This is a genomic window from Thainema salinarum CENA647 (genome assembly GCF_057732415.1).
In genome coordinates this window covers 624485-642135 of the sequence record NZ_JBYJZJ010000022.1, presented here as the reverse complement: position 1 = coordinate 642135, position 17651 = coordinate 624485, and the positions used below count along the sequence as shown (strand labels likewise).

The 17651-nt window shown below is 50.3% G+C and carries 19 protein-coding genes; 10 read left to right on the top strand and 9 right to left on the bottom strand.

Annotated elements, in window-relative coordinates:
* The first annotated feature begins 207 nt into the window (after positions 1 to 207).
* From AC286M_RS09630 to AC286M_RS09615, 4 genes are read left to right on the top strand one after another with little or no spacing between them, the layout of a single operon-like run.
* Complete coding sequence (locus tag AC286M_RS09630; RefSeq protein ID WP_488204172.1) at positions 208 to 810, top strand: DUF3038 domain-containing protein; 603 nt, start codon at positions 208 to 210, stop codon at positions 808 to 810.
* Positions 810 to 2300, top strand: coding sequence for a DUF4335 domain-containing protein (locus tag AC286M_RS09625; RefSeq protein ID WP_488204171.1), 1491 nt, complete (start codon positions 810 to 812; stop codon positions 2298 to 2300). The genes AC286M_RS09630 and AC286M_RS09625 overlap by 1 nt, the downstream gene beginning before the upstream one ends.
* Before the next feature lie 39 nt (positions 2301 to 2339).
* Positions 2340 to 2594 (top strand): DUF4160 domain-containing protein, encoded by a 255-nt coding sequence (locus AC286M_RS09620; RefSeq protein WP_488204170.1) that lies wholly within the window; start codon positions 2340 to 2342, stop codon positions 2592 to 2594.
* A complete protein-coding gene (locus AC286M_RS09615; RefSeq protein ID WP_488204169.1) occupies positions 2557 to 2823 on the top strand; it encodes a DUF2442 domain-containing protein in 267 nt (88 codons plus the stop codon). The genes AC286M_RS09620 and AC286M_RS09615 overlap by 38 nt, the downstream gene beginning before the upstream one ends.
* Positions 2824 to 2877: 54 nt before the next feature.
* Here AC286M_RS09615 and bioB read toward each other — a convergent pair whose 3' ends face one another.
* Complete coding sequence (gene bioB, locus AC286M_RS09610) at positions 2878 to 3975, bottom strand: biotin synthase BioB (RefSeq protein WP_488204168.1); 1098 nt, start codon at positions 3973 to 3975, stop codon at positions 2878 to 2880.
* A gap of 196 nt (positions 3976 to 4171) precedes the next feature.
* Between bioB and AC286M_RS09605 the strand changes: the two genes are divergently transcribed.
* From AC286M_RS09605 to AC286M_RS09595, 3 genes are all read left to right on the top strand, one after another.
* Positions 4172 to 4321, top strand: coding sequence for a hypothetical protein (locus AC286M_RS09605; protein ID WP_488204167.1), 150 nt, complete (start codon positions 4172 to 4174; stop codon positions 4319 to 4321).
* A gap of 243 nt (positions 4322 to 4564) precedes the next feature.
* Positions 4565 to 5368 carry a DUF3153 domain-containing protein gene (locus AC286M_RS09600; RefSeq protein WP_488204166.1) on the top strand — a complete coding sequence of 268 codons (804 nt, stop codon included), beginning with the start codon at positions 4565 to 4567 and terminating at the stop codon, positions 5366 to 5368.
* Between the two features lie 149 nt (positions 5369 to 5517).
* Complete coding sequence (locus tag AC286M_RS09595; protein ID WP_488204165.1) at positions 5518 to 5886, top strand: LapA family protein; 369 nt, start codon at positions 5518 to 5520, stop codon at positions 5884 to 5886.
* Between the two features lie 83 nt (positions 5887 to 5969).
* Here AC286M_RS09595 and AC286M_RS09590 read toward each other — a convergent pair whose 3' ends face one another.
* Both AC286M_RS09590 and AC286M_RS09585 read right to left on the bottom strand, forming a co-directional pair.
* Complete coding sequence (locus AC286M_RS09590) at positions 5970 to 6575, bottom strand: hypothetical protein (protein ID WP_488204164.1); 606 nt, start codon at positions 6573 to 6575, stop codon at positions 5970 to 5972.
* A 96-nt stretch (positions 6576 to 6671) separates the two neighbouring features.
* Positions 6672 to 7091, bottom strand: a complete 420-nt coding sequence (locus tag AC286M_RS09585) for a hypothetical protein (RefSeq protein ID WP_488204163.1) — start codon at positions 7089 to 7091, stop codon at positions 6672 to 6674.
* A 262-nt stretch (positions 7092 to 7353) separates the two neighbouring features.
* Here AC286M_RS09585 and AC286M_RS09580 point away from each other — a divergent pair, with 262 nt between their 5' ends.
* Positions 7354 to 8571, top strand: a complete 1218-nt coding sequence (locus AC286M_RS09580; RefSeq protein ID WP_488202914.1) for an IS256 family transposase — start codon at positions 7354 to 7356, stop codon at positions 8569 to 8571.
* A 182-nt stretch (positions 8572 to 8753) separates the two neighbouring features.
* Here the strand turns inward: AC286M_RS09580 and AC286M_RS09575 are convergent, their stop codons facing one another.
* The 4 genes from AC286M_RS09575 to AC286M_RS09560 all read right to left on the bottom strand — a co-directional run bounded on the left by AC286M_RS09575 (position 8754) and on the right by AC286M_RS09560 (position 13019).
* On the bottom strand, positions 8754 to 8999 hold the full coding sequence (locus AC286M_RS09575; RefSeq protein ID WP_488204162.1) for a hypothetical protein: 246 nt from the start codon (positions 8997 to 8999) through the stop codon (positions 8754 to 8756).
* Between the two features lie 385 nt (positions 9000 to 9384).
* The gene (locus AC286M_RS09570; RefSeq protein WP_488204161.1) at positions 9385 to 10434 is read right to left on the bottom strand and encodes a helix-turn-helix domain-containing protein; all 1050 of its coding nucleotides are present in this window, start codon (positions 10432 to 10434) and stop codon (positions 9385 to 9387) included.
* Between the two features lie 339 nt (positions 10435 to 10773).
* Positions 10774 to 12147: a polysaccharide deacetylase family protein gene (locus AC286M_RS09565; protein ID WP_488204160.1), complete on the bottom strand. Its 1374-nt coding sequence runs from the start codon at positions 12145 to 12147 to the stop codon at positions 10774 to 10776.
* A 476-nt stretch (positions 12148 to 12623) separates the two neighbouring features.
* Complete coding sequence (locus tag AC286M_RS09560; RefSeq protein WP_488204159.1) at positions 12624 to 13019, bottom strand: hypothetical protein; 396 nt, start codon at positions 13017 to 13019, stop codon at positions 12624 to 12626.
* Between the two features lie 886 nt (positions 13020 to 13905).
* Here AC286M_RS09560 and AC286M_RS09555 point away from each other — a divergent pair.
* A complete protein-coding gene (locus AC286M_RS09555) occupies positions 13906 to 14658 on the top strand; it encodes a hypothetical protein (RefSeq protein WP_488204158.1) in 753 nt (250 codons plus the stop codon).
* A 60-nt stretch (positions 14659 to 14718) separates the two neighbouring features.
* On the opposite strand, the gene AC286M_RS09550 is transcribed toward AC286M_RS09555, so the two are convergent.
* A complete protein-coding gene (locus AC286M_RS09550; protein ID WP_488204157.1) occupies positions 14719 to 15528 on the bottom strand; it encodes a tetratricopeptide repeat protein in 810 nt (269 codons plus the stop codon).
* 182 nt (positions 15529 to 15710) lie between these two features.
* On the opposite strand from AC286M_RS09550, the gene AC286M_RS09545 reads away from it, so the two are divergent.
* Positions 15711 to 16403 (top strand): Uma2 family endonuclease, encoded by a 693-nt coding sequence (locus AC286M_RS09545; RefSeq protein WP_488204156.1) that lies wholly within the window; start codon positions 15711 to 15713, stop codon positions 16401 to 16403.
* A 64-nt stretch (positions 16404 to 16467) separates the two neighbouring features.
* On the opposite strand, the gene ruvB is transcribed toward AC286M_RS09545, so the two are convergent.
* Positions 16468 to 17646: a Holliday junction branch migration DNA helicase RuvB gene (gene ruvB, locus AC286M_RS09540; protein ID WP_488204155.1), complete on the bottom strand. Its 1179-nt coding sequence runs from the start codon at positions 17644 to 17646 to the stop codon at positions 16468 to 16470.
* Positions 17647 to 17651: the final 5 nt, after the last annotated feature.

Here is a 17651-nt window from a genome sequence, read left to right as displayed (position 1 = left end):
GTTATCAGTCTCGTCACAATCGTCTATACTGAGCTTCGCAACCCAGGTCTCTATCGATATTTATCATTGATGAAATCCGGAGAGCGCCTGCGCTAAGCTCGGAAATGTCAGTGGCTCATTATCGGATTGGAACCCTGAACTTAGGGTACAAGTCAAAGATGTGAGTCGCATTTTGCTAAAATTCTGCTGATATCGCTTTTGAAGGCAATGCCAGTACAAAGTCCACCCGCGCGGTCTAATCCCATAATTTTAGAGAGCCTGCCCGACCAATCCACGTCCGATGGCAGCTGCCCTCGCCGTGCTCAAATTCAAATTGATTTTTTGCTCCTCGCGATTGAGGCGCTAGATTTGGACAGTTCAGAAGCTATCTTAATTGTGGCTAAAGAGCTTGGTTTGCAAGGCATTATTAAAAATCGCGTTGCCCTCTGGCGCATTCGCGGTACGAATCCTCTGCGCCGCTACAGCCAGCGCAGAATGCTGACTCAAACTGAAGGCAAAGCCCTGGTTGTCATTATTTGTAACCTGGCACGACGGCTGACGGTTCTGATTCGTCAACTGCTGTTGGGTTATCAACAACTGAGCGATAAGCAGCTTTCGCTCGAACACCATTTTCGGCTGGCTGACTATTTAGAGCGGTTCCGAGCTCATTTCCGCTCTCGCATGAATCCTCGTCGTGCCGGAGTGATGGTTTACAGTACCGACGAAAAACTCAACCAACTCGCCTTGGATTTGCTAGAGCAACTGCTGTTCTGCACGGGTACCTATGGCCCACAGCGGCTGTGGTCGAGTCTATTTGATGGAGAAGTGTAATGACGATTCAGCGGCAATACAGTTTGCCCAACTGTACGTTGGTATTGGAGGGTGTCGGTGAAGAGGCCGCTACGCTAGACAGTCGTCCCCTACTCAGCGTACTGGTCAATGCAGAATGTCGATTTGTTGGGCAGGAGCAGCCTCTGGCAGGTGGCAGTGAGTTTTTCGAAAATCTAGTCGCTGCGGTTAGCCGCTATTCTCAAGAAGTATTAAGCGGTATTCCATCTCCTGCCCATCGCCATGCTGAATCGTCTCTCGTTGAGCTACAGGCTGGTGGCGACCGCTATCATCGCCTGATTGTGCGGAATGGAAATAGTCCCAACGGCAATGGCAACAGTGACGGTATGACGGAAGTGAGGCTGTCATCGGTTCAACTGTTTGATTTAGTAGAAGCCATTGATCAAGCCTTGGCAGATAACCAAACTCTTCCGCATCTCTCCCTCCGGCTTCAGCCAGTTTCGAGACGACGAGCTAAATCGGGTGAACCGATCACGCAACGGGCTTTGCCTGCAGCATTGGGTTTATCGAGTTTGGCGGTTGCGGCGATTGCTTTCTTCTTTATTCCCAATCCAGAAGTCCGACGAGTTGAAGAAGAACCTGCGGCCCAATCGAATGTTGAATCCATTCCAGGTGAAACTGATAATGCTGCGGCAGATAACCCGCCTGATAACGATGTTACGGACGGTGAAGCCACTGATGCAGATGCCTCCGCTGATGCGGCTGGTCTGGATGAAGCCAGTGCCAGTGATTTTGAGACGGTGCTGGAGCAAGCAAATCCGCTGACGGATGAAGCGCAAGTGTCTCAGCTTAATCAAGATTTGCGGGCGCGTATCGTAGATGCATTGGATACCGATAATCTGGATGTCGAAGAGGATCTGGAGTATCGTGTTGCCCTCAGTGAAGATGGCAACATTGTGGGTTATCGCTATCTCAGTGATTCCGCTTTAAATGCGGTTGATCAGACTCCGCTACCTGATTTGCGACGAAGCGATCAGTCTGAGCCGATTGACCCCGATCAGCTGATCAGCCAGCATCGGGTGGTGATTACTCCCAGAGGTGTGGTTGAAGTTAGCCCCTGGTATGCAACGTCGCCGTCTCCTGCCGTTGATGAGGTTGATGAAACTGAAACGTCAGAGGCGGATACGGACACGACAGGGGATACTACTTCAACTGAACCTGTTGCCGAAGGGGCCGAGATTACGGATACAGCGACGTTAGAAACGCTGACGGGTGATCTCTACGATCTGATTCGTGAGGATTATGAGCGGCAGGAGTTTCCATCCGAACTGATGTATCGGGTAACGTTTGATCAGGATGGCCAAGTATTAGCGATCGCACCTGAGAACGATGCCGCTGAAAGCGCTGATGATGGCCCATTGGCACAGTTAGAAGACGATTTAAATCCGCGATCGCAATCTCCCCGCACCGACTTCATGGTGGTCTTCACTGAAGACGGCATTCTACAAGTTAGCCCCTGGGATGGATATTAACTGTAATTAAGCGTATTGGGTGCGGTAGCGTAAACATATATGCCAACAGTTTTGAGAGTCGGGCCGTATCGGTTCTATTTTTATAGTCATGAACCAAACGAACCGCCTCATATCCATATCGATCGAGATCGAGCATCGGCTAAGTTTTGGTTGGCATCCGCAGAGTTGGCCAGCAATATTGGCTTTAGTGCGAAAGAGTTACGAAAACTGCAAGGACTGGTTCTAGAGCATCAACAAACGCTTCTGGAGGCATGGGATGGGTATTTCGGCAATTCAAGTAGATGCGCGTGTTAAACACATTTACTTTACAGACGACACGATTAGCGTCGATTTGATGGATGGTCGCACAATTACGGTACCGCTAGTTTGGTATCCTCGATTGCTCAATGCGACTCCTGCTCAACGTGCTGAATGGGAGGTTTGCGGCGGTGGTTATGGCATTCACTGGGAACAACTAGACGAAGATCTAAGCACTTCCGGAATGTTGAGGGGTGCTCCATCTCCAGAAGTTCGGACGGCGTAAGAGGAGGCTGCTTATGCAGTCTTTGCCTCCTCAAGTGAATCTATGTGAAATAAGTTACTGGTTTGCAATCCGTGTAGTTTTAGGATTCAAAATATTCGGGTTGTCGTCGAGCCGATAGCGAGTTGCGGAACTCTCATCTGGAGTGGGCAACGCATCTTCGGCTAGCTCAAATCCAGCATCGCGCACCAGTTCATACACCTGCTTCACCAAGTCGCCGCGACTGACGAGGTAGCCTTCTACGAAAAGAGAATTGGCTGGATAGAGGGCGAGGGACTGTAAGCCGCGCAGATGGCCTTCGCGCCCGCCGCCGATGCGGATTTCGGCAGTGGGGTTGATAAAGCGGAACAGGCAGATAATTCTGAGGCAGCGCTCCGGCGTGAGCTGATTAAAGTCGTAAATAGGATTGCCGGGAATCGGCACCAGGAAGTTAATTGGAATCGACGGAGCCTTTAGCTCGCGTAGGCGATAGGCCACGTCTAAAATATCGTTGTTGGTTTCGCCCATGCCGACGATCATGCCGCTACAAATATCGAGTCCGGCCTGCCGTGCCGCTTCCAGCGTGTTGACGCGATCCTGAAACGTATGAGTAGTGACAATATCCGGCGTGTAGCGTTCGCTGGTGTTGAGGTTGTGATTGAGCCGATCTAATCCTGCTTCCTTGAGGATTTGGGCCTGCTCTGGGTCAATCAAACCGACTGAAAGACAGGTGCGAATGCCAACTTCGTCGCGAATCCGCCGAATGGTGTGAGCAAGCTGCTGCGTCCGCTCTGCCGTTGGCCCCCGACCGCTGGATACCATGCAGTAGCGATAAACGCCCTGGGCCTTTGCTTCGTGAGCTTCCTGAACGATCTCATCTTCGGTCTTGAGCGGATATTTTTTAACGGGCGCATCCGAAATTTTGGACTGGCCACAGTAGCCGCAGTCTTCCGGACAGAGGCCATTTTGGATGTTATTAATCCGGTGCAGCATGACTTGGCGACCGAAATGAGCCATGCGGACATCGCCCGCTGCTGCCACTAACCGCAGAAGATCTATTGAATCATCTTCGAGGATGGATAGGGCTTGCGATCGCAGTAACAGCTCACCCGATAACGCTAAATTGACCCACTGATCAAACTGCGATTGAAGATTTGGCTCAAGCTTGGCGGTCATGTGTTTGGATTATGCGAAATATGCAACGTTGCTAGAATATCGCGTCTTTGGGTCACCCGTGGAGGATTGAGGAGTTTTGTTGCGATCCCTAGAAGCGATTGTCTAGTATGCACATGTGTACACACATGCCTTAAATGGTTTATCAATGGGATAAAAATAAGGCCACATCTAAATCTTTGCAAGCACGGAATTGATTTTGCTGATGCCGTTGAATTTGACGAGTGGAAGCAATTATCAAACCCTGATCAATGAAGCGCTGCGACAGCATATTCAGCAAAAACGTGAGCCGCTGGAGGAAACGCTACGTCGGACGGTTCGAGAGGAACTTGAGCAGCCTGAGAAGTAAGGGTAAGGTGCGATCGCAGAATTTACATGTACTTATCTTGCTGAATTTCAACAAACTGAATAAACTCGCTTTCACTCAGATTAAATGGTGATGCTGTCATGACCGATATAGGAATATATAGTGATTCCAGTTAAGAGTGAGAAAACGAAAGAGCAGAGTGCCTCATCCTGAGGCACTCTGCTCTTTCGTTCTTATCTAGAACCGCTATAGATTAGGATTGGCATTGATTTGGGAGAAGCAGTAATGAGACAGTGGCTCAACAGGGGTTTTCTGGTTCATTGGCGAATTTTGGGATATGCGATCGCACTTTTTTGCTTAACCGGATGCGCCGACTACAACATTGATATTCGCTTTGACCATGCCAATCATGGCGTCGTCACCCAGCAGATCCACCTGTCGGAACAAGTGGCCGATAGCCCCTCGGTGCAGGATTGGGTGAGTAGCTTGAAGAAACAAGCGCACCAGTTTGATGGCCGCGTACGGCAGGTGTCGCCAGTGGACTGGCAGATTCAAGTGGCCTTCAACAACGGGGCTGACCTCCAGAAAAAGTTTAATCAGCTATTTCAGGCCGAGCTGCTGACGGCGGATTTAGCCACTCCGGCCTCCTCTAGCGGAACGCTCATGCCTGCCCTCAGCGGGATTGAGTCCAATCTCCGTCTTCAACAGCACAACTATCTGGTCGTGGTTCGCAATCAGCTCATTTATGACCTAGATTTATCTTCGCTGGGCTTACGCACCGCAACAGGAGAACTCCTACTCAACTCCGGTTCACTGCTCAATTTAGATATTCGCCTCAGCAGTCCTTGGCCCCTGGAAGTCGTTGACACAGGCGACGTAACGGGCGATATTCCCCAGCGGCAACCCGGTGAAACAGGCTGGTCATGGTCGCCCAGAGCGGGACAGCCAAATCACCTCGAAGTGGTATTTTGGTTACCGAACCCGATTGGCATTGGGGCATGTGCGATCGCACTTTTAGTTCTAGTCGGTTATTTACTACGCCCGATCTTTGTGCGCCCCATCGCAACTCAGCTCCCCCCTTCACCATAATTTGTTGGTCATACCCATCTGCAACGAACTTTCTTAAGAACTTTGTGGGATTGCCCGCATTGTTAAAAATTTGCGGTACACCATAGAGGCAAAGGGGGAGCGTGCGTTTCTAGCGCTATTTTGAACTCAAGATTTAGGGGACCTTAAAGATGCGTCAGATCAACTTTGTCTTAATTTTCGTCATTTGTCTGGCACTGGTATTGTTCGGCATTGAGAATACCGAACCAGCCGTCATCCACGTTGTGAAAGGAATCGACTTGCAGGCTCCGCTGTGTATTGAACTCATGGCAGCGATGGGCATTGGTGCTGTCCTGGCCTGGATCTTCAGCGTATGGGCCGGGGTTCAGCGCATGATCACCGTGAACAACGTGGCAAAACAGCAAGAAACCCGCATTCAAGAACTGGAAGAAAATGTCGAGCGCTATCGAGTTGAGCTCGAAGAACAGCAGCGCTTGCTACCCGCGTCTCAAGATAATCATCATGCGATGGAAACCGAAACGGTTGAAGTCATGAGTTAGTCTCCAAATATTGCGAGTGGGTATATTGCGAGCGGGTTAGTTCTTGCCTGTGACGAGGACTAGCCCACTCGCCGTTTTTGGGATCATCGTTGTGGCCAAGTACAAAGCTGATTAGGCGGCGTCATACGCGGACTGGGATAGGCGTGTAGCCCTTCTACATTCAGCTTGGCCTGCTGATACAGAATCCAGCCGATTTGATCATCCTCGGTCTCTTGAGGTTGGATCATTTCTGGTTGACTTAAAAAGAGTCGCCCTTCTATATCCCAGGCTTCCTCGACTTGCTCAGCCGTTGGCTCGGTTGCAGATACCTGGGCGTTGCCACCTGTATCTTCAAGATCGCTGTTCCAGTTAATCATCAAGCCTTGGCCCTCAAGCCATCCTTCAGCCAGTTCGCCCTGTAGACAGACAAAAACATCGCTATGCGGATAGCCGTAGTAGCCATCAATGCCAGAGCCCTGTTTAACAAAGTTGAGGCAAACGCCCGCACCGTCTTGCCAATCCTGCGGATCGGGCTCGGTGCAAAACTGATAGGCTCCGTCTGCCAGTTGGGACAGTGATGGTGTAGAAGTTGAAAACTCAGTCGGAGCAGGAGCATTTTGAGCCAGCAGAATCGATGGAGCCACCATACTCAACAGCAACGACCCGCTAACCCAACCCGTCAAACCCATCCAATACCCTCGGCCAGACATATCCGTTCCTCCGGCAACCCGACGCTGATACAGATAAATTCAGGGTTTTCAGACCTAATTCCGTAGACCGCCTGCATGAACGCTGTGGGGAAAACGCTAGATTGAGGACTGACGACGCGATTCACTCCACCCCAACAGTGCTAATCCATCCCGTACATGCTCCCAAAGCGTTTTATCCCGCGTAGCACTGATTTTGAGCTCCTCCTGCAACAGAATTTCCACAGAGGTCAACGCTGGCTCGCTTTTTAGCTCCGTAGTGTGTGCCGGAATTCGTAGTAGCGTAGGCAGATCAGCCGCACTCAAAATACCATCCGGGGCTGGAGCTGCTTCAATCTCGTGCTTTGGATCAAGCGGAAATTGCCAAAAGGTAGAAGTTGACTCTGCTGCCTCTAAGGAGCTTGCAGCCCACGGATCAGGCAGAGTTGTTTCTGTTAGCTGATCACCTACATAATTCAATGCGTGATGTATTGGTATTAAAGTGAATTCTGGAGTGTCTTTAGCAGAATGATGTGACATGATTTGACCTCCTAATTGTGCATGTGGTGCAATTGGAGGATGGTGAAGCTTCGCGATAGCAGCGAGTCGCAAGCTTCTCTCCATCTAAATCATATCAATCTGAGCGTTTAGCTTGAGTAAAGATTTTCAAGACGTAATTTCATAGGGCAATGGTGAGAAAGAAGCGATTTTTTCCAAGCTTATTTTGAGGGATTGTAAATTAGATTGTGTCAAAGGTCAGAGATGAGATCTAATGAACTATTGAACCTAAGAGACTCGTACTATGACTTTTCGACCTGAACTCCTGGATGAATTGCTTAAAGGCTATCAGAATCCCGAAGACCTGCTGGGGGATGGAGGGATTCTTAAGCAGCTCACGGCGGCTTTGGTGGAACGCTGCTTGAATGCGGAAATGAAAACCCATCTGGACGAGCAACAGGCGGAGCCTGAAAGCGACGTCAAGCCAACTCGTAACCGCCGCAACGGCCACAGCAAGAAGACCATCAAAGGGGAGTTTGGAGAAGCTCAAATCAATGTTCCCCGTGACCGCAACAGTGAGTTTGAACCCATCATCGTCAAGAAGGGGCAGACCCGCTTCGAGGGCTTTGATGACAAGATCTTGTCCCTCTATGCCAGGGGCATGAGTACCCGTGACATTCAGGCTCAACTGCAAGACCTGTATGGCGTTGAGGTCTCAGCCGGGCTGATCTCGAACGTCACGGATGCGGTTGAAACGGAGCGTAAAATTTGGCAAAATCGCGCGCTCGACCCGGTTTATCCCATCGTCTATTTTGATGCCATCGTGGTCAAAGTCAGACAAGACGGGCGGGTGATCAACAAAGCGATTCACTTGGCGCTTGGGGTTAACTTGTCTGGCACCAAAGAACTCTTGGGGATGTGGATGACCCAGAACGAGTCTGCCAAATTTTGGCTTCAAGTGCTCACAGAGCTGCAAAATAGGGGTCTCAAAGACATCTTCATCGCTTGCTGTGATGGCCTCACTGGCTTTCCCGATGCCATTGAAGCGGTCTTTGCTCAAACCCAGGTGCAGTTGTGCATTGTTCACATGGTACGAAATTCACTCCGCTATGTGTCCTACAAAGACCGTAAGGCGGTTGCAGCAGACCTCAAGCTGATTTACACGGCCAGCACTGAGACTGAAGCAGAGCAGCGCTTAGTTGAGTTTGCCGAGCAGTGGGACCAGCAATATCCAACCATTAGCAGGTCTTGGCTTCATCATTGGCAGCGGATTATTCCCTTCTTTGCTTTTTCACCGGAGATTCGTAAAGCAATCTATACGACCAATGCGATTGAATCGATGAATATGACTCTTAGAAAGGTGATTAAAAACCACCGAGCTTTTCCAACCGATGAATCTGCCCTAAAAGTTATCTACTTGGCAATTCAAAATATTGCCAAAAAGTGGACCATGCCCATTCGCGACTGGAAACCCGCTCTCAACCGCTTCGCGATTGAATTCAGCGATCGCTTTCCAACTTGAGTTTTTACCTTTGACACAATCTATTTGACATACCCTATTTTGAGCCAATCCCTGAGAACTGACTCAAAATTGCAGCTAATAGAACACGTTCATTACGTTTCTTCGACAACCAATGCACTGGTCAATCCGCTTGTTCTAGTAATTGAACGCTTACGTCTTGTAACGTGCTACTCGTTGGTTCATTATTCTTCCTCGCCTAGCCCTTCTTCTTCACCGAGCCCCTCCTCTTCACCGAGTCCTTCTTCTTCGCCTAACCCTTCTTCTTCACCGAGTCCTTCTTCTTCGCCTAGTTCTTCTTCTCCCACGCCTTCATCCAGGTCTCCTCCAGCATCACAGGCAGGTAATACAATTGCGGTGAGTACCAAGAGGAGCGCAGCAATTCCCTTAGCAGGAGACAAATGGGAAACGAAGTTAAATAGCCGTGTCATGGTCGTTCTCCAGTATGAGCGTTTTGTAAGCTAAAATCAGTATCCTTTGGTTTACTCGCGCATGAACCAAAGCCTGACTCAGTCTAGAAACCGTCAAATTGGCCATCCTCGGCAATAAGACATAGATCATTAATCTGTCCTAAGAGGCAATTGTCAGGTTTTCTAGGGCAATAAACGGCTTATTCCCGCTGGTTAGCTCTACATTTTGAGGTAATAGTCGGTCAGAATCGACCATACACGGTCTAGCAGAACCATATCCCTTAAAGGTTTGCACGTTTTCAGAGATTTTCAACGTCCTAACTAATGTGGCTACAGTCTAATGTGGCTACACTTCGTATGACTACTGCGATAAAACAAGCTTGGCGCGGACAAACGTGACGTTGGATTAATAAGGCATAACTTCTGGTGGAGCAACTTCTTGTAACGATTTGAGGCTGTCTGGATTGAGGTAGCTTAAGTCATCGTTGGACTGGCTCGATTCCGTCAATGGCTCAAGGGGCGGCAGTTCCGTCGTTGTCGGCTGAGACGAATTGATAATCAGGTTCAGTCCACCTGCGGAGCCAGCCATCAGAGCAGCATAGGCAACGTATAAGTGGGCTGACTGAAACTGGATGCCGCGAGGTGTTTCCATCCCGACTTGCCAGGATGGCTTGACCGTGTGGGCTTCAACATCATCGAGCGACGGGATCGAACTCGCCAGCGCCATACCGTCTAGCCCTAAGACATTACCAATGCGGCGAATGAAGCCCCGCAGGTAAATATCCTCGGGTAGCTGCTCCAGATTGCCGTTTTCAAGCAGTTGCAGCTGATGAATGGTTACATGAGTTGATTGGTGAATTTGAGCCAGTGAGATGCCTTTTTGCTCACGAGTGTGCTTGAGCAGATCAGCGATTTCGAGCAGACGAGCCGCTCGGGCCTGTTGCCTCTGTGTGCGTAGTTCCATAGGTGATGGCTTGGCTGACCAGTGGAACGGATTTTTTAGTTTAGTGAGGGGGGACGCTTTCGGATATTCTGCGATCGCAGTTTCCACTGCATGAAGATCCGTGGTTTCAGCCTGAGCATCGGCCATGCCCGCCAACAGCGCCATATCGTCAGCAGCCGATTCCGTATCCTGTGCGGTATGGATTGGAATATCGGTATTTAACTGGGAGTTTAACTGGGTCGTCAAGTCAGCGCTCGGTTGAGTAACTTCTGACACTAGATTGATCACAGTTTGGGCCATTTGATCCAACAGCGACTGAATCGCAACTGGATTACCATCAAACCGTTGATGGCTCTGCTGATCGCTGTGTGGATCAGACTGTTGAAAATAGGCCACAATCTTCTGATAAATTCCGCTTTGCTGGAGGCGGGGTTGAACCTGCTGCCACAGATCAGTCGTCATTGCATTTAAGATGCTGGCTTGAGATAGAGACGCAGTCATCAGATCGGTCATTATGGATACTCCTTCGCGCTAGTTGCATCGCTGTATCGAGCAGATGTAGACGTAAGGCGACGCACTATCAAGCTTTTCGGACGTTAAGCCCGACTATCCGGAAGGCTTTGCAGAATGACGCGGAATTTGGGTATTTTCCCGGAATACACAGGTTCATTTTGCGTCTTCTCAGACCGAATAACGCCCGTATTCTGACCTGAATGACGCTAGCATCGTGCAGTATAAATCGCTGCACACTTGCCGTGCAGCGATTTATACTCTGATACCCCGAAAGGCATTCCTGGTTGAGAGCGACTGTATGAGATGCGATCGCAGAAGCAGCAAACATTCCCTGGACTTTTAGAATCGCGGGATATCCGGAATGGCCAGTGGGGTTGCATCATCCGTCAAGTTCGATGGAACAGGTTGATGCAGCGGACTGGGGCTAGCCCCCGGAATCGAAGGAGCGGGCATCATCTGATTGACGGCCTGCTTTAAGAGCTGTGGCACCGTAACAAACTTGTAGCCCTGCTGTTTCAATGTGGCAATGATTTGGGGTAGCGACTGCACCGTGGCCGAGCGATCGCCGCCGCCATCGTGCAGCAGCACAATGCCACCCGGCGTCACCTGGCGCAGCACGTTGTCTGTTAGCACAGGTGCAGGCACGTAGTAATCTTCAGAATCCGCTGACCACATTGCGATCGCATGATCTTGCTGCTGGGCATATTCCGATAATCCCGTATCCAGATATCCGCCTGGGGGCCGGAATAGGAGCGGCCTTTCCCCAGTTAGCTGATGAATTAAATCGCTGGTGCGATCAATCTCGTTGGCCACGGTCTGCGGATCGGACGGGTGCATAATGTGGCTCCAGGAGTGGTTGCCAAAGGCGTGTCCATCCTCAGCAATCTGTTTGGCCAACTCGGGGTGGCGCTGGAGATGCTGTCCCACCCAAAAGAAGGTGGCTTTAATGTCGTGCTGATTCAGGATATCCAGCACTTGAGCCGTTGTGCCTTCCCACGGTCCATCATCGAACGTGAGCGCCACGACTTTTTCACCATTAGCAGCGGGAGCACTGCGCACAATTTGCCCTTTATACTCCTCGGGGATCAGATGGCGGGTTTGGGCTTCGGCATAGTTTCTAAATTCAACAATGGCCGCTGATGTGGCGCGGGGCAGTTCCAGCGTAGATGCTGCTGCCGAGACGAATGCGATCGCATCGCCAGAGTAGGTCGCCGTATTTTCACTGGCTTCTTGATTGATGGCATTGGCAAACATGAAGCAGTAAACAATCACCAGCGCCAAAGCCGAAAACTGATTCAAAAACAGCGATCGCAGAACCTGGAAGCGACTCTTGGCCGTGCTGCTACCGGGCAGAAGACGAACCGATGCCTTACGGGTTGAGGTCGTATTATTCGCTGGTGTTTTGATCCGCACCGACTGGTGCCAGAGAATTTCTCCTTGGGTAGTATCGCGCACCACAATTCGTACCCGCTCGATAACTGACGAATTGAGCAACCAAATGTGATAGCAGATAAACCGAATCAGACGACGACGAATCGGTTCACGATGCACATCCACAATCACATTCAGCATGCCGGCTCGCGATGGCTGCACCCGAATGTGCATGCCCTGCGGCTCCAGCAAACTGCTGAGCCAATAATTGAGTGCCTGACAATTGCCTTGCCTTGCCAAATCCAGCAGAGAAGGCTGATACAGCGTATTTGAAGTAGACATTCCTCACACCAGCACGAATCAATTAGAGAGGATGTTAGCAAGCACTCACCAAAACGGCACACGAAAGTTTCAAAAATTTTAGGCAAAACAGAAAAATTGCGATCGCACTCCATACAGCCGTCACCACGTTGAGCGAGGCATTTATGAAATCCCAGGATGTGAAGTTACAAGAAATGCGGTACTGGACGCATTGTGTACGCCCAGCACCGCATTCTAAGTTGCTTAACAAAAACTAGTCTGAAGAACTTTGAGCCTGATCGGCATCTGGCGACTGAACTCAAACGTTTTTAACCGGATCTCAGACAACAACGTAGCGAAGAGACTGTTTTGTCAACCGTATCGTTGAGTTTGCACCAATTTAACAACAGCCGCTAAAGCGAACAATTGAAGTGAAGCGCAAAAGAACCTAATTAACAAATTTGAGAATGCGAAAACTGGTGAGAGCAAACCCACCTGCGAGGACAGCAAACAGGTTATTACAGAACACGACGAGCCAGTAGCTGTTCCTCCAAAGCCGCAATTCGATTGTAGGCCGCTGTGAGTTGAGCCGTGAGCCGCTGGATTTGAATCGCCGGATCAATATCGCGTTCATGGCTTGGGCTATCCGCCTCGAAATAGTCGCCATCTGACAAAATATCCTTGTGGCCAAAGGCTTCATCTAAGCCACGACCCGAAAAATGAGGATGAGTATCTAGATAGCTCATGGAATTGAAATCAGCCGAGCCCTTGGCTTCAGAACCAATTTTGTTGCCGGTTCTGATACTTTGGGCTGAAATAGCGTCTAACACCCGAACGTTGATTTGTTCAATCACCTGATGTAGCGCATCGACTTTGGTATTTAGAGCAAGAATTTGCTTCTGGACTGAATCCATAATGATTGTCGCCCTTTATTAGAGAGATTGCTTCTTTTAATATCCTAAGTACATATTTTTTATTTGCGTCATTATTTGTGTTTATTTAACCTTTTTTCGCTAAACGCTTCATTCGTAGATAGAATCACGGAGTTTTCGTAAAAGATGCAACAGAATATGCTGCTGCCGCCGATCAATTTGGCCAAAGCCTCAGCATTGCTTGATTTAGGTTTATATTCCGTTGTACTAACGACAGCATCTACTTCGCTGAAGTGAATTTAAGTCAAGCTATTTACCAAACAATGAAGATAACTGAGATCGCAGCAAGAACAGCTTGAGTATCTAGAATCCCTGATCTGGCAAGACATTCAACAGTATTTCTAAAAACAGAAACGTGTCGCTAGATTCATTATCACCAGCAGAGCTATACATTTTGGTTTTTCGTTTGAAATCTATACTCCATCAGGACTTCAAAGTTTTATTTGTTTTACCTACCGCAAACCTAAAAAAGGCCTGAAAGATTCAACAGCTAAAACGTGTCCTCTTTCTCATCATCTGTTCTAAGTAGGTTGGCATAAATAAACACATCTAAAAACCGGGGGAGCGCCCCTCAGGGGCGCTCCCCCGGTTTTTAGATGTGTTTATTTATATGCAGCCACTTATAAACAGTCCATAAATTTAATCGGTTGGTTTACACAAGCGCAACATCCAGCGCCAGGGCGATCCCTCTGTCTGTAAGTTGAGTTTATTGATGTCAACCGACTTAATTGAGTCAGATTTGGTAGTAGCCGCTATAATATTCGGGATTTTGGGGGGACATTGGTGGCTAGTGCAGAAAATTTCGGTACCATCCGGCCTGATCTCGCCCTAGCCCGTTAATGGCCTTCGACTCTCTTAGGCAAGTTCTGTGTCAATTCCCTCATTCACCCACCGACTACCCATCAGTTGCTTTAGCATTGCGATCGCAAGTTCATTCTTGGCGTTAGCCAGTTTCCCTGTTGCCGCACAAGTAGCCAATTTCTCGACGACAGAAGCGGCATCATCGGCGCAACAGGTTCCTCAACCGCTGATTTCAACCCCAATGCCGGACGACCCAAATTCCAGTCTTCTCGACGCGGCAGAATCTGAGCTACTGGCCCAAAATTTGGCAGGACAGTGCCGTCAAACTCGCCGTCTCGAACGGATCTACAGTAGTGCGGACTTGGCCGCTGCTCGCTTACGAGATGTGCCTACGGGGACTCGGTTGACGCTGGCTGGCCCAGTCAATCAGCCCGACTTTGGCTGGATTCGGATTAGCCAACCTGTCACTGGCTTTATTTTGACGGCCTTCTTGGTGCCCTGCTTTTCCACTCCGGCCCCTCCACCTGTACCGCCCCCCTCTCCGCCAACCGGGCCAGTGATCGGCTGCGGCATTGCCCAAGCCAATCTAGCCATTAACACCCAGCCCAATACGCAAGCCTTTACGATTGGGGGTGTATCGCCTGGACAGGGCTTCCGCATTACCGGAACGCGCGTCACCCAAACAGTGCCACCCATTGAGCGGGGACGAATTTGGACACCGATTGAGCGATTCGGCATTCGCGGCTGGATTTCAGAAACAGGCCCAGGAGGATTTGGGCAGAATATTCGCTTAGTCCCCTGTGCATCGATTGGGCTATAAGACAAAAAAGAGCAGATGGCCGCCGCATCAGCGGCGGCCATCTGCTTTGTGGATTAAGGGTTAGAGGCTCAAAAATGTCGCCAGCGCTTCGACCATTGCAGGCGGCCAGCGGCGCACGTTCCGCACCCAGTCAATATTTCTGTAGCGAGAATCCAGACCCGTCACGGCAACCCAGTTGCTTTCGGCTTCTCCCGGTTTGCCCTCTGCCCAGAGCGCTGCCGTCAGTCCAGCTCTAGCATCGGCAAAATTCGGATACTTCCGGGTCAAATCTCGCAGCGTTTTAATTGCCAAATTGGTTTGCTGATCTTGATAGAGGGCGAGAGCATAGTTGACGCGGGCAAAGGCGTAATTTGAATTCAGTTCAAACGCTTTCTGATAATCTGCGATCGCATTTTCCCACTGTCCTAATCCCGCTTCCGCATTGCCTCGATTGTTGTAGGCCGCCGCGTCCTCAGGATTAATGTCTAATACGCGATTGTAATCATCAATCGCAGCCTGCCATTTCTCCTGGGCTTCCCAGGCTGTACCTCGGTTCAAGTAGGGATCGGCGGCATCCGGTGCTAGCTCAATGGCCTGGTTGTAATCTGCGATCGCATCCTCAATTTTGTTTTGACTCACCCGCACATTGCCGCGATTGCTCCAAATGGCGGCGTTATCTGGCATGATTTCCAGCATTTCCGTCCAAGCTTGCTCCGCCTGGGCAAAATCTCCCTGCCGAGCGGCGGCAAATGCCTGCTGATCCAGCGCTTCCAACTGCTCAATTTCGGCTTCACTCCACTGCGGAGCATCGTCAGCCCAAGCCGAGGGCATGGGAGCAGCAATCAGATTGAGCAATCCAATTAAGCAAAGAACCAATAAACAGCGCAGCATTTTCATGAGTTGCGATCGCGTAGTGACAGCATAATTACTTACCTGTTTATTGTAGGGTAGTGGCTGCTAGCGGTAGTGGATAGGAGGGCAAAGGGGCAGGAAAGCAGGGGAGAATAATAGCTGCACAAGTTGGCTCAATCGATAGACTGTAGGTAGCTAGAACGCAACTGGTAGAGAAAATCATGGCTCAATTCCAGCTTTCATCCTTGCCGTTTAAAGTTCCGCCGCTGGAAAATGGCGATCGGCTCAATCGCTATGAGTTTGAGCGACGCTCTGCGGCGATGCCAAAGTTAAAGAAAGCAGAACTAATTGAGGGAGTGGTCTATATGCCAGCGGCGTTGCGCTTTCGGAGTCATGGTCAACCCCACGGTAATATTATGGGCTGGCTCTGGACATACAAAGTAGCAACGCCTGGCGTAGAACTTGGAGATACTCCTACGGTTCGCCTAGACCTAGACAATGCCCCCCAACCCGATGCGGTCTTGCTGATTGAACCGCAGTGCGGTGGCCAAACTCGGCTCAGTGATGACGACTACATTGAAGGCGCTCCAGAATTAGTCGTCGAAATTGCCGCCAGCAGCGCAACGATTGACTTGGGCGATAAAAAACGTGCCTATCGACGCAACGGCGTGCAGGAATACATCGTCTGGCAAGTTTTTGATCAACGGCTCGACTGGTTTGCGTTGCAGAACGGTGAATACGTACAGCTACCCACCGATGAGAGCGGTGTGATTCGCAGCGCGAGGTTTCCGGGACTGTGGCTTGCGGTGAATGAGCTGCTAGCTGGCAATATGGCTCAGGTATTGACGATTTTACAAGCTGGATTGGCAACTAGCGAACATAGCGAATTTATACAGCAGCTTTCGGAAGCTTAAAAAATCAGTTTTGTAGTTTCGTAGGATGTGTTAGGCGCTAGCCGTAACGCATCAACAGCGTAGGCTAGCTTAGCAATCGCAGTTGGCTTTCGGGGGGACGGTAGCCGAGGTGTTCCCAGGCGGCGGCTGTGGCAATGCGTCCACGGGGAGTGCGCTGCAAATAGCCAATTTGCAGGAGGTACGGTTCGTACACTTCTTCAATCGTTTGGGCATCTTCGCCCGTTGCCGCCGCCATTGTGTCGAGACCGACGGGGCCACCGTTGAAGTTTTCGATCATTACCGTCAGCAGCCGTCGATCTGTCCAGTCCAAACCGCAGGGATCGACGTTAAAAAGTTCCAACGCTTCGGCTGCGATCGCAGAATTAATGGCCATACCGGCGGCCTTCACTTCGACAAAATCTCGTACCCGCTTCAGCAGACGATTGGCAATACGCGGTGTACCCCTGGCGCGGCGGGCAATTTCCGTTGCACCGTCACGCTCAATCGCGGTACTGAGTACCTGAGCCGTCCGCAGCACGATTTCGGTCAGTTCATCCAGTTCATAGAACCGCAGCCGTTGGATTAAACCAAAGCGATCGCGCAATGGAGACGTTAAAGCTCCCACTCGCGTCGTTGCGCCAACCAGGGTAAACGGCGGCAGCGGTAAGCTACGGGTGCGGGCGCTTTGACCTTTGCCGATGGTGATGTCGATCCGGTGGTCTTCCATCGCGGGATACAGAATTTCCTCGGTCATGCGCGGCAGCCGATGAATTTCGTCAATAAACAAGATGTCGCCCGGATTCAAGTTGACTAGCAGACCTACAATATCTCTTGGTCGCTCCAGCGCTGGCGCAGTGGTGATTTTACAGCTCACCTTCATTTCTTCGGCCAGGATAAGCGACATGGTAGTTTTTCCCAGTCCGGGTGGGCCATACAGCAACAGGTGATCCAGCGTTTCACCCCGAGACTGAGCGGCTTTGATGGCAATTTCGAGCACTTCTTTTAGCGCCTTTTGACCAATGTATTCTGACAGCCGAGTGGGGCGAATACCCTCTTCCGACTTGCCAAACTCATCAGGTTGGGAATCCGCTTCTAACAGCGCCGAATGGCGCTGATCGCCAGTCTGATCGGGCTGATGCTGGAACAGTGGCTCTGGTGCAGGAGCAACGGACTGCGATTCTCCGCACAACGGCGAAGCCGAACGCACCTGAGATCGCGTTTTTCTTGGCTCTGGCGACGGTTGCTGTGACGAAATAATAGCCATGCCGT

What these genes read in the sequence shown, in the direction of transcription:
- AC286M_RS09590 (WP_488204164.1), bottom strand. Translation starts at nt 6,575, where the DNA reads ATGTCTGGCCGAGGGTATTGGATGGGTTTGACGGGTTGGGTTAGCGGG.
- AC286M_RS09545 (WP_488204156.1), top strand. Translation starts at nt 15,711, where the DNA reads ATGGCTCAATTCCAGCTTTCATCCTTGCCGTTTAAAGTTCCGCCGCTG.
- AC286M_RS09625 (WP_488204171.1), top strand. Translation starts at nt 810, where the DNA reads ATGACGATTCAGCGGCAATACAGTTTGCCCAACTGTACGTTGGTATTG.
- ruvB (WP_488204155.1), bottom strand. Translation starts at nt 17,646, where the DNA reads ATGGCTATTATTTCGTCACAGCAACCGTCGCCAGAGCCAAGAAAAACG.
- AC286M_RS09615 (WP_488204169.1), top strand. Translation starts at nt 2,557, where the DNA reads ATGGGTATTTCGGCAATTCAAGTAGATGCGCGTGTTAAACACATTTAC.
- AC286M_RS09560 (WP_488204159.1), bottom strand. Translation starts at nt 13,019, where the DNA reads ATGGATTCAGTCCAGAAGCAAATTCTTGCTCTAAATACCAAAGTCGAT.
- AC286M_RS09550 (WP_488204157.1), bottom strand. Translation starts at nt 15,528, where the DNA reads ATGCTGCGCTGTTTATTGGTTCTTTGCTTAATTGGATTGCTCAATCTG.
- AC286M_RS09570 (WP_488204161.1), bottom strand. Translation starts at nt 10,434, where the DNA reads ATGACCGATCTGATGACTGCGTCTCTATCTCAAGCCAGCATCTTAAAT.
- AC286M_RS09620 (WP_488204170.1), top strand. Translation starts at nt 2,340, where the DNA reads ATGCCAACAGTTTTGAGAGTCGGGCCGTATCGGTTCTATTTTTATAGT.
- AC286M_RS09565 (WP_488204160.1), bottom strand. Translation starts at nt 12,147, where the DNA reads ATGTCTACTTCAAATACGCTGTATCAGCCTTCTCTGCTGGATTTGGCA.
- AC286M_RS09630 (WP_488204172.1), top strand. Translation starts at nt 208, where the DNA reads ATGCCAGTACAAAGTCCACCCGCGCGGTCTAATCCCATAATTTTAGAG.
- AC286M_RS09575 (WP_488204162.1), bottom strand. Translation starts at nt 8,999, where the DNA reads ATGACACGGCTATTTAACTTCGTTTCCCATTTGTCTCCTGCTAAGGGA.
- AC286M_RS09595 (WP_488204165.1), top strand. Translation starts at nt 5,518, where the DNA reads ATGCGTCAGATCAACTTTGTCTTAATTTTCGTCATTTGTCTGGCACTG.
- AC286M_RS09585 (WP_488204163.1), bottom strand. Translation starts at nt 7,091, where the DNA reads ATGTCACATCATTCTGCTAAAGACACTCCAGAATTCACTTTAATACCA.
- bioB (WP_488204168.1), bottom strand. Translation starts at nt 3,975, where the DNA reads ATGACCGCCAAGCTTGAGCCAAATCTTCAATCGCAGTTTGATCAGTGG.
- AC286M_RS09600 (WP_488204166.1), top strand. Translation starts at nt 4,565, where the DNA reads ATGAGACAGTGGCTCAACAGGGGTTTTCTGGTTCATTGGCGAATTTTG.
- AC286M_RS09580 (WP_488202914.1), top strand. Translation starts at nt 7,354, where the DNA reads ATGACTTTTCGACCTGAACTCCTGGATGAATTGCTTAAAGGCTATCAG.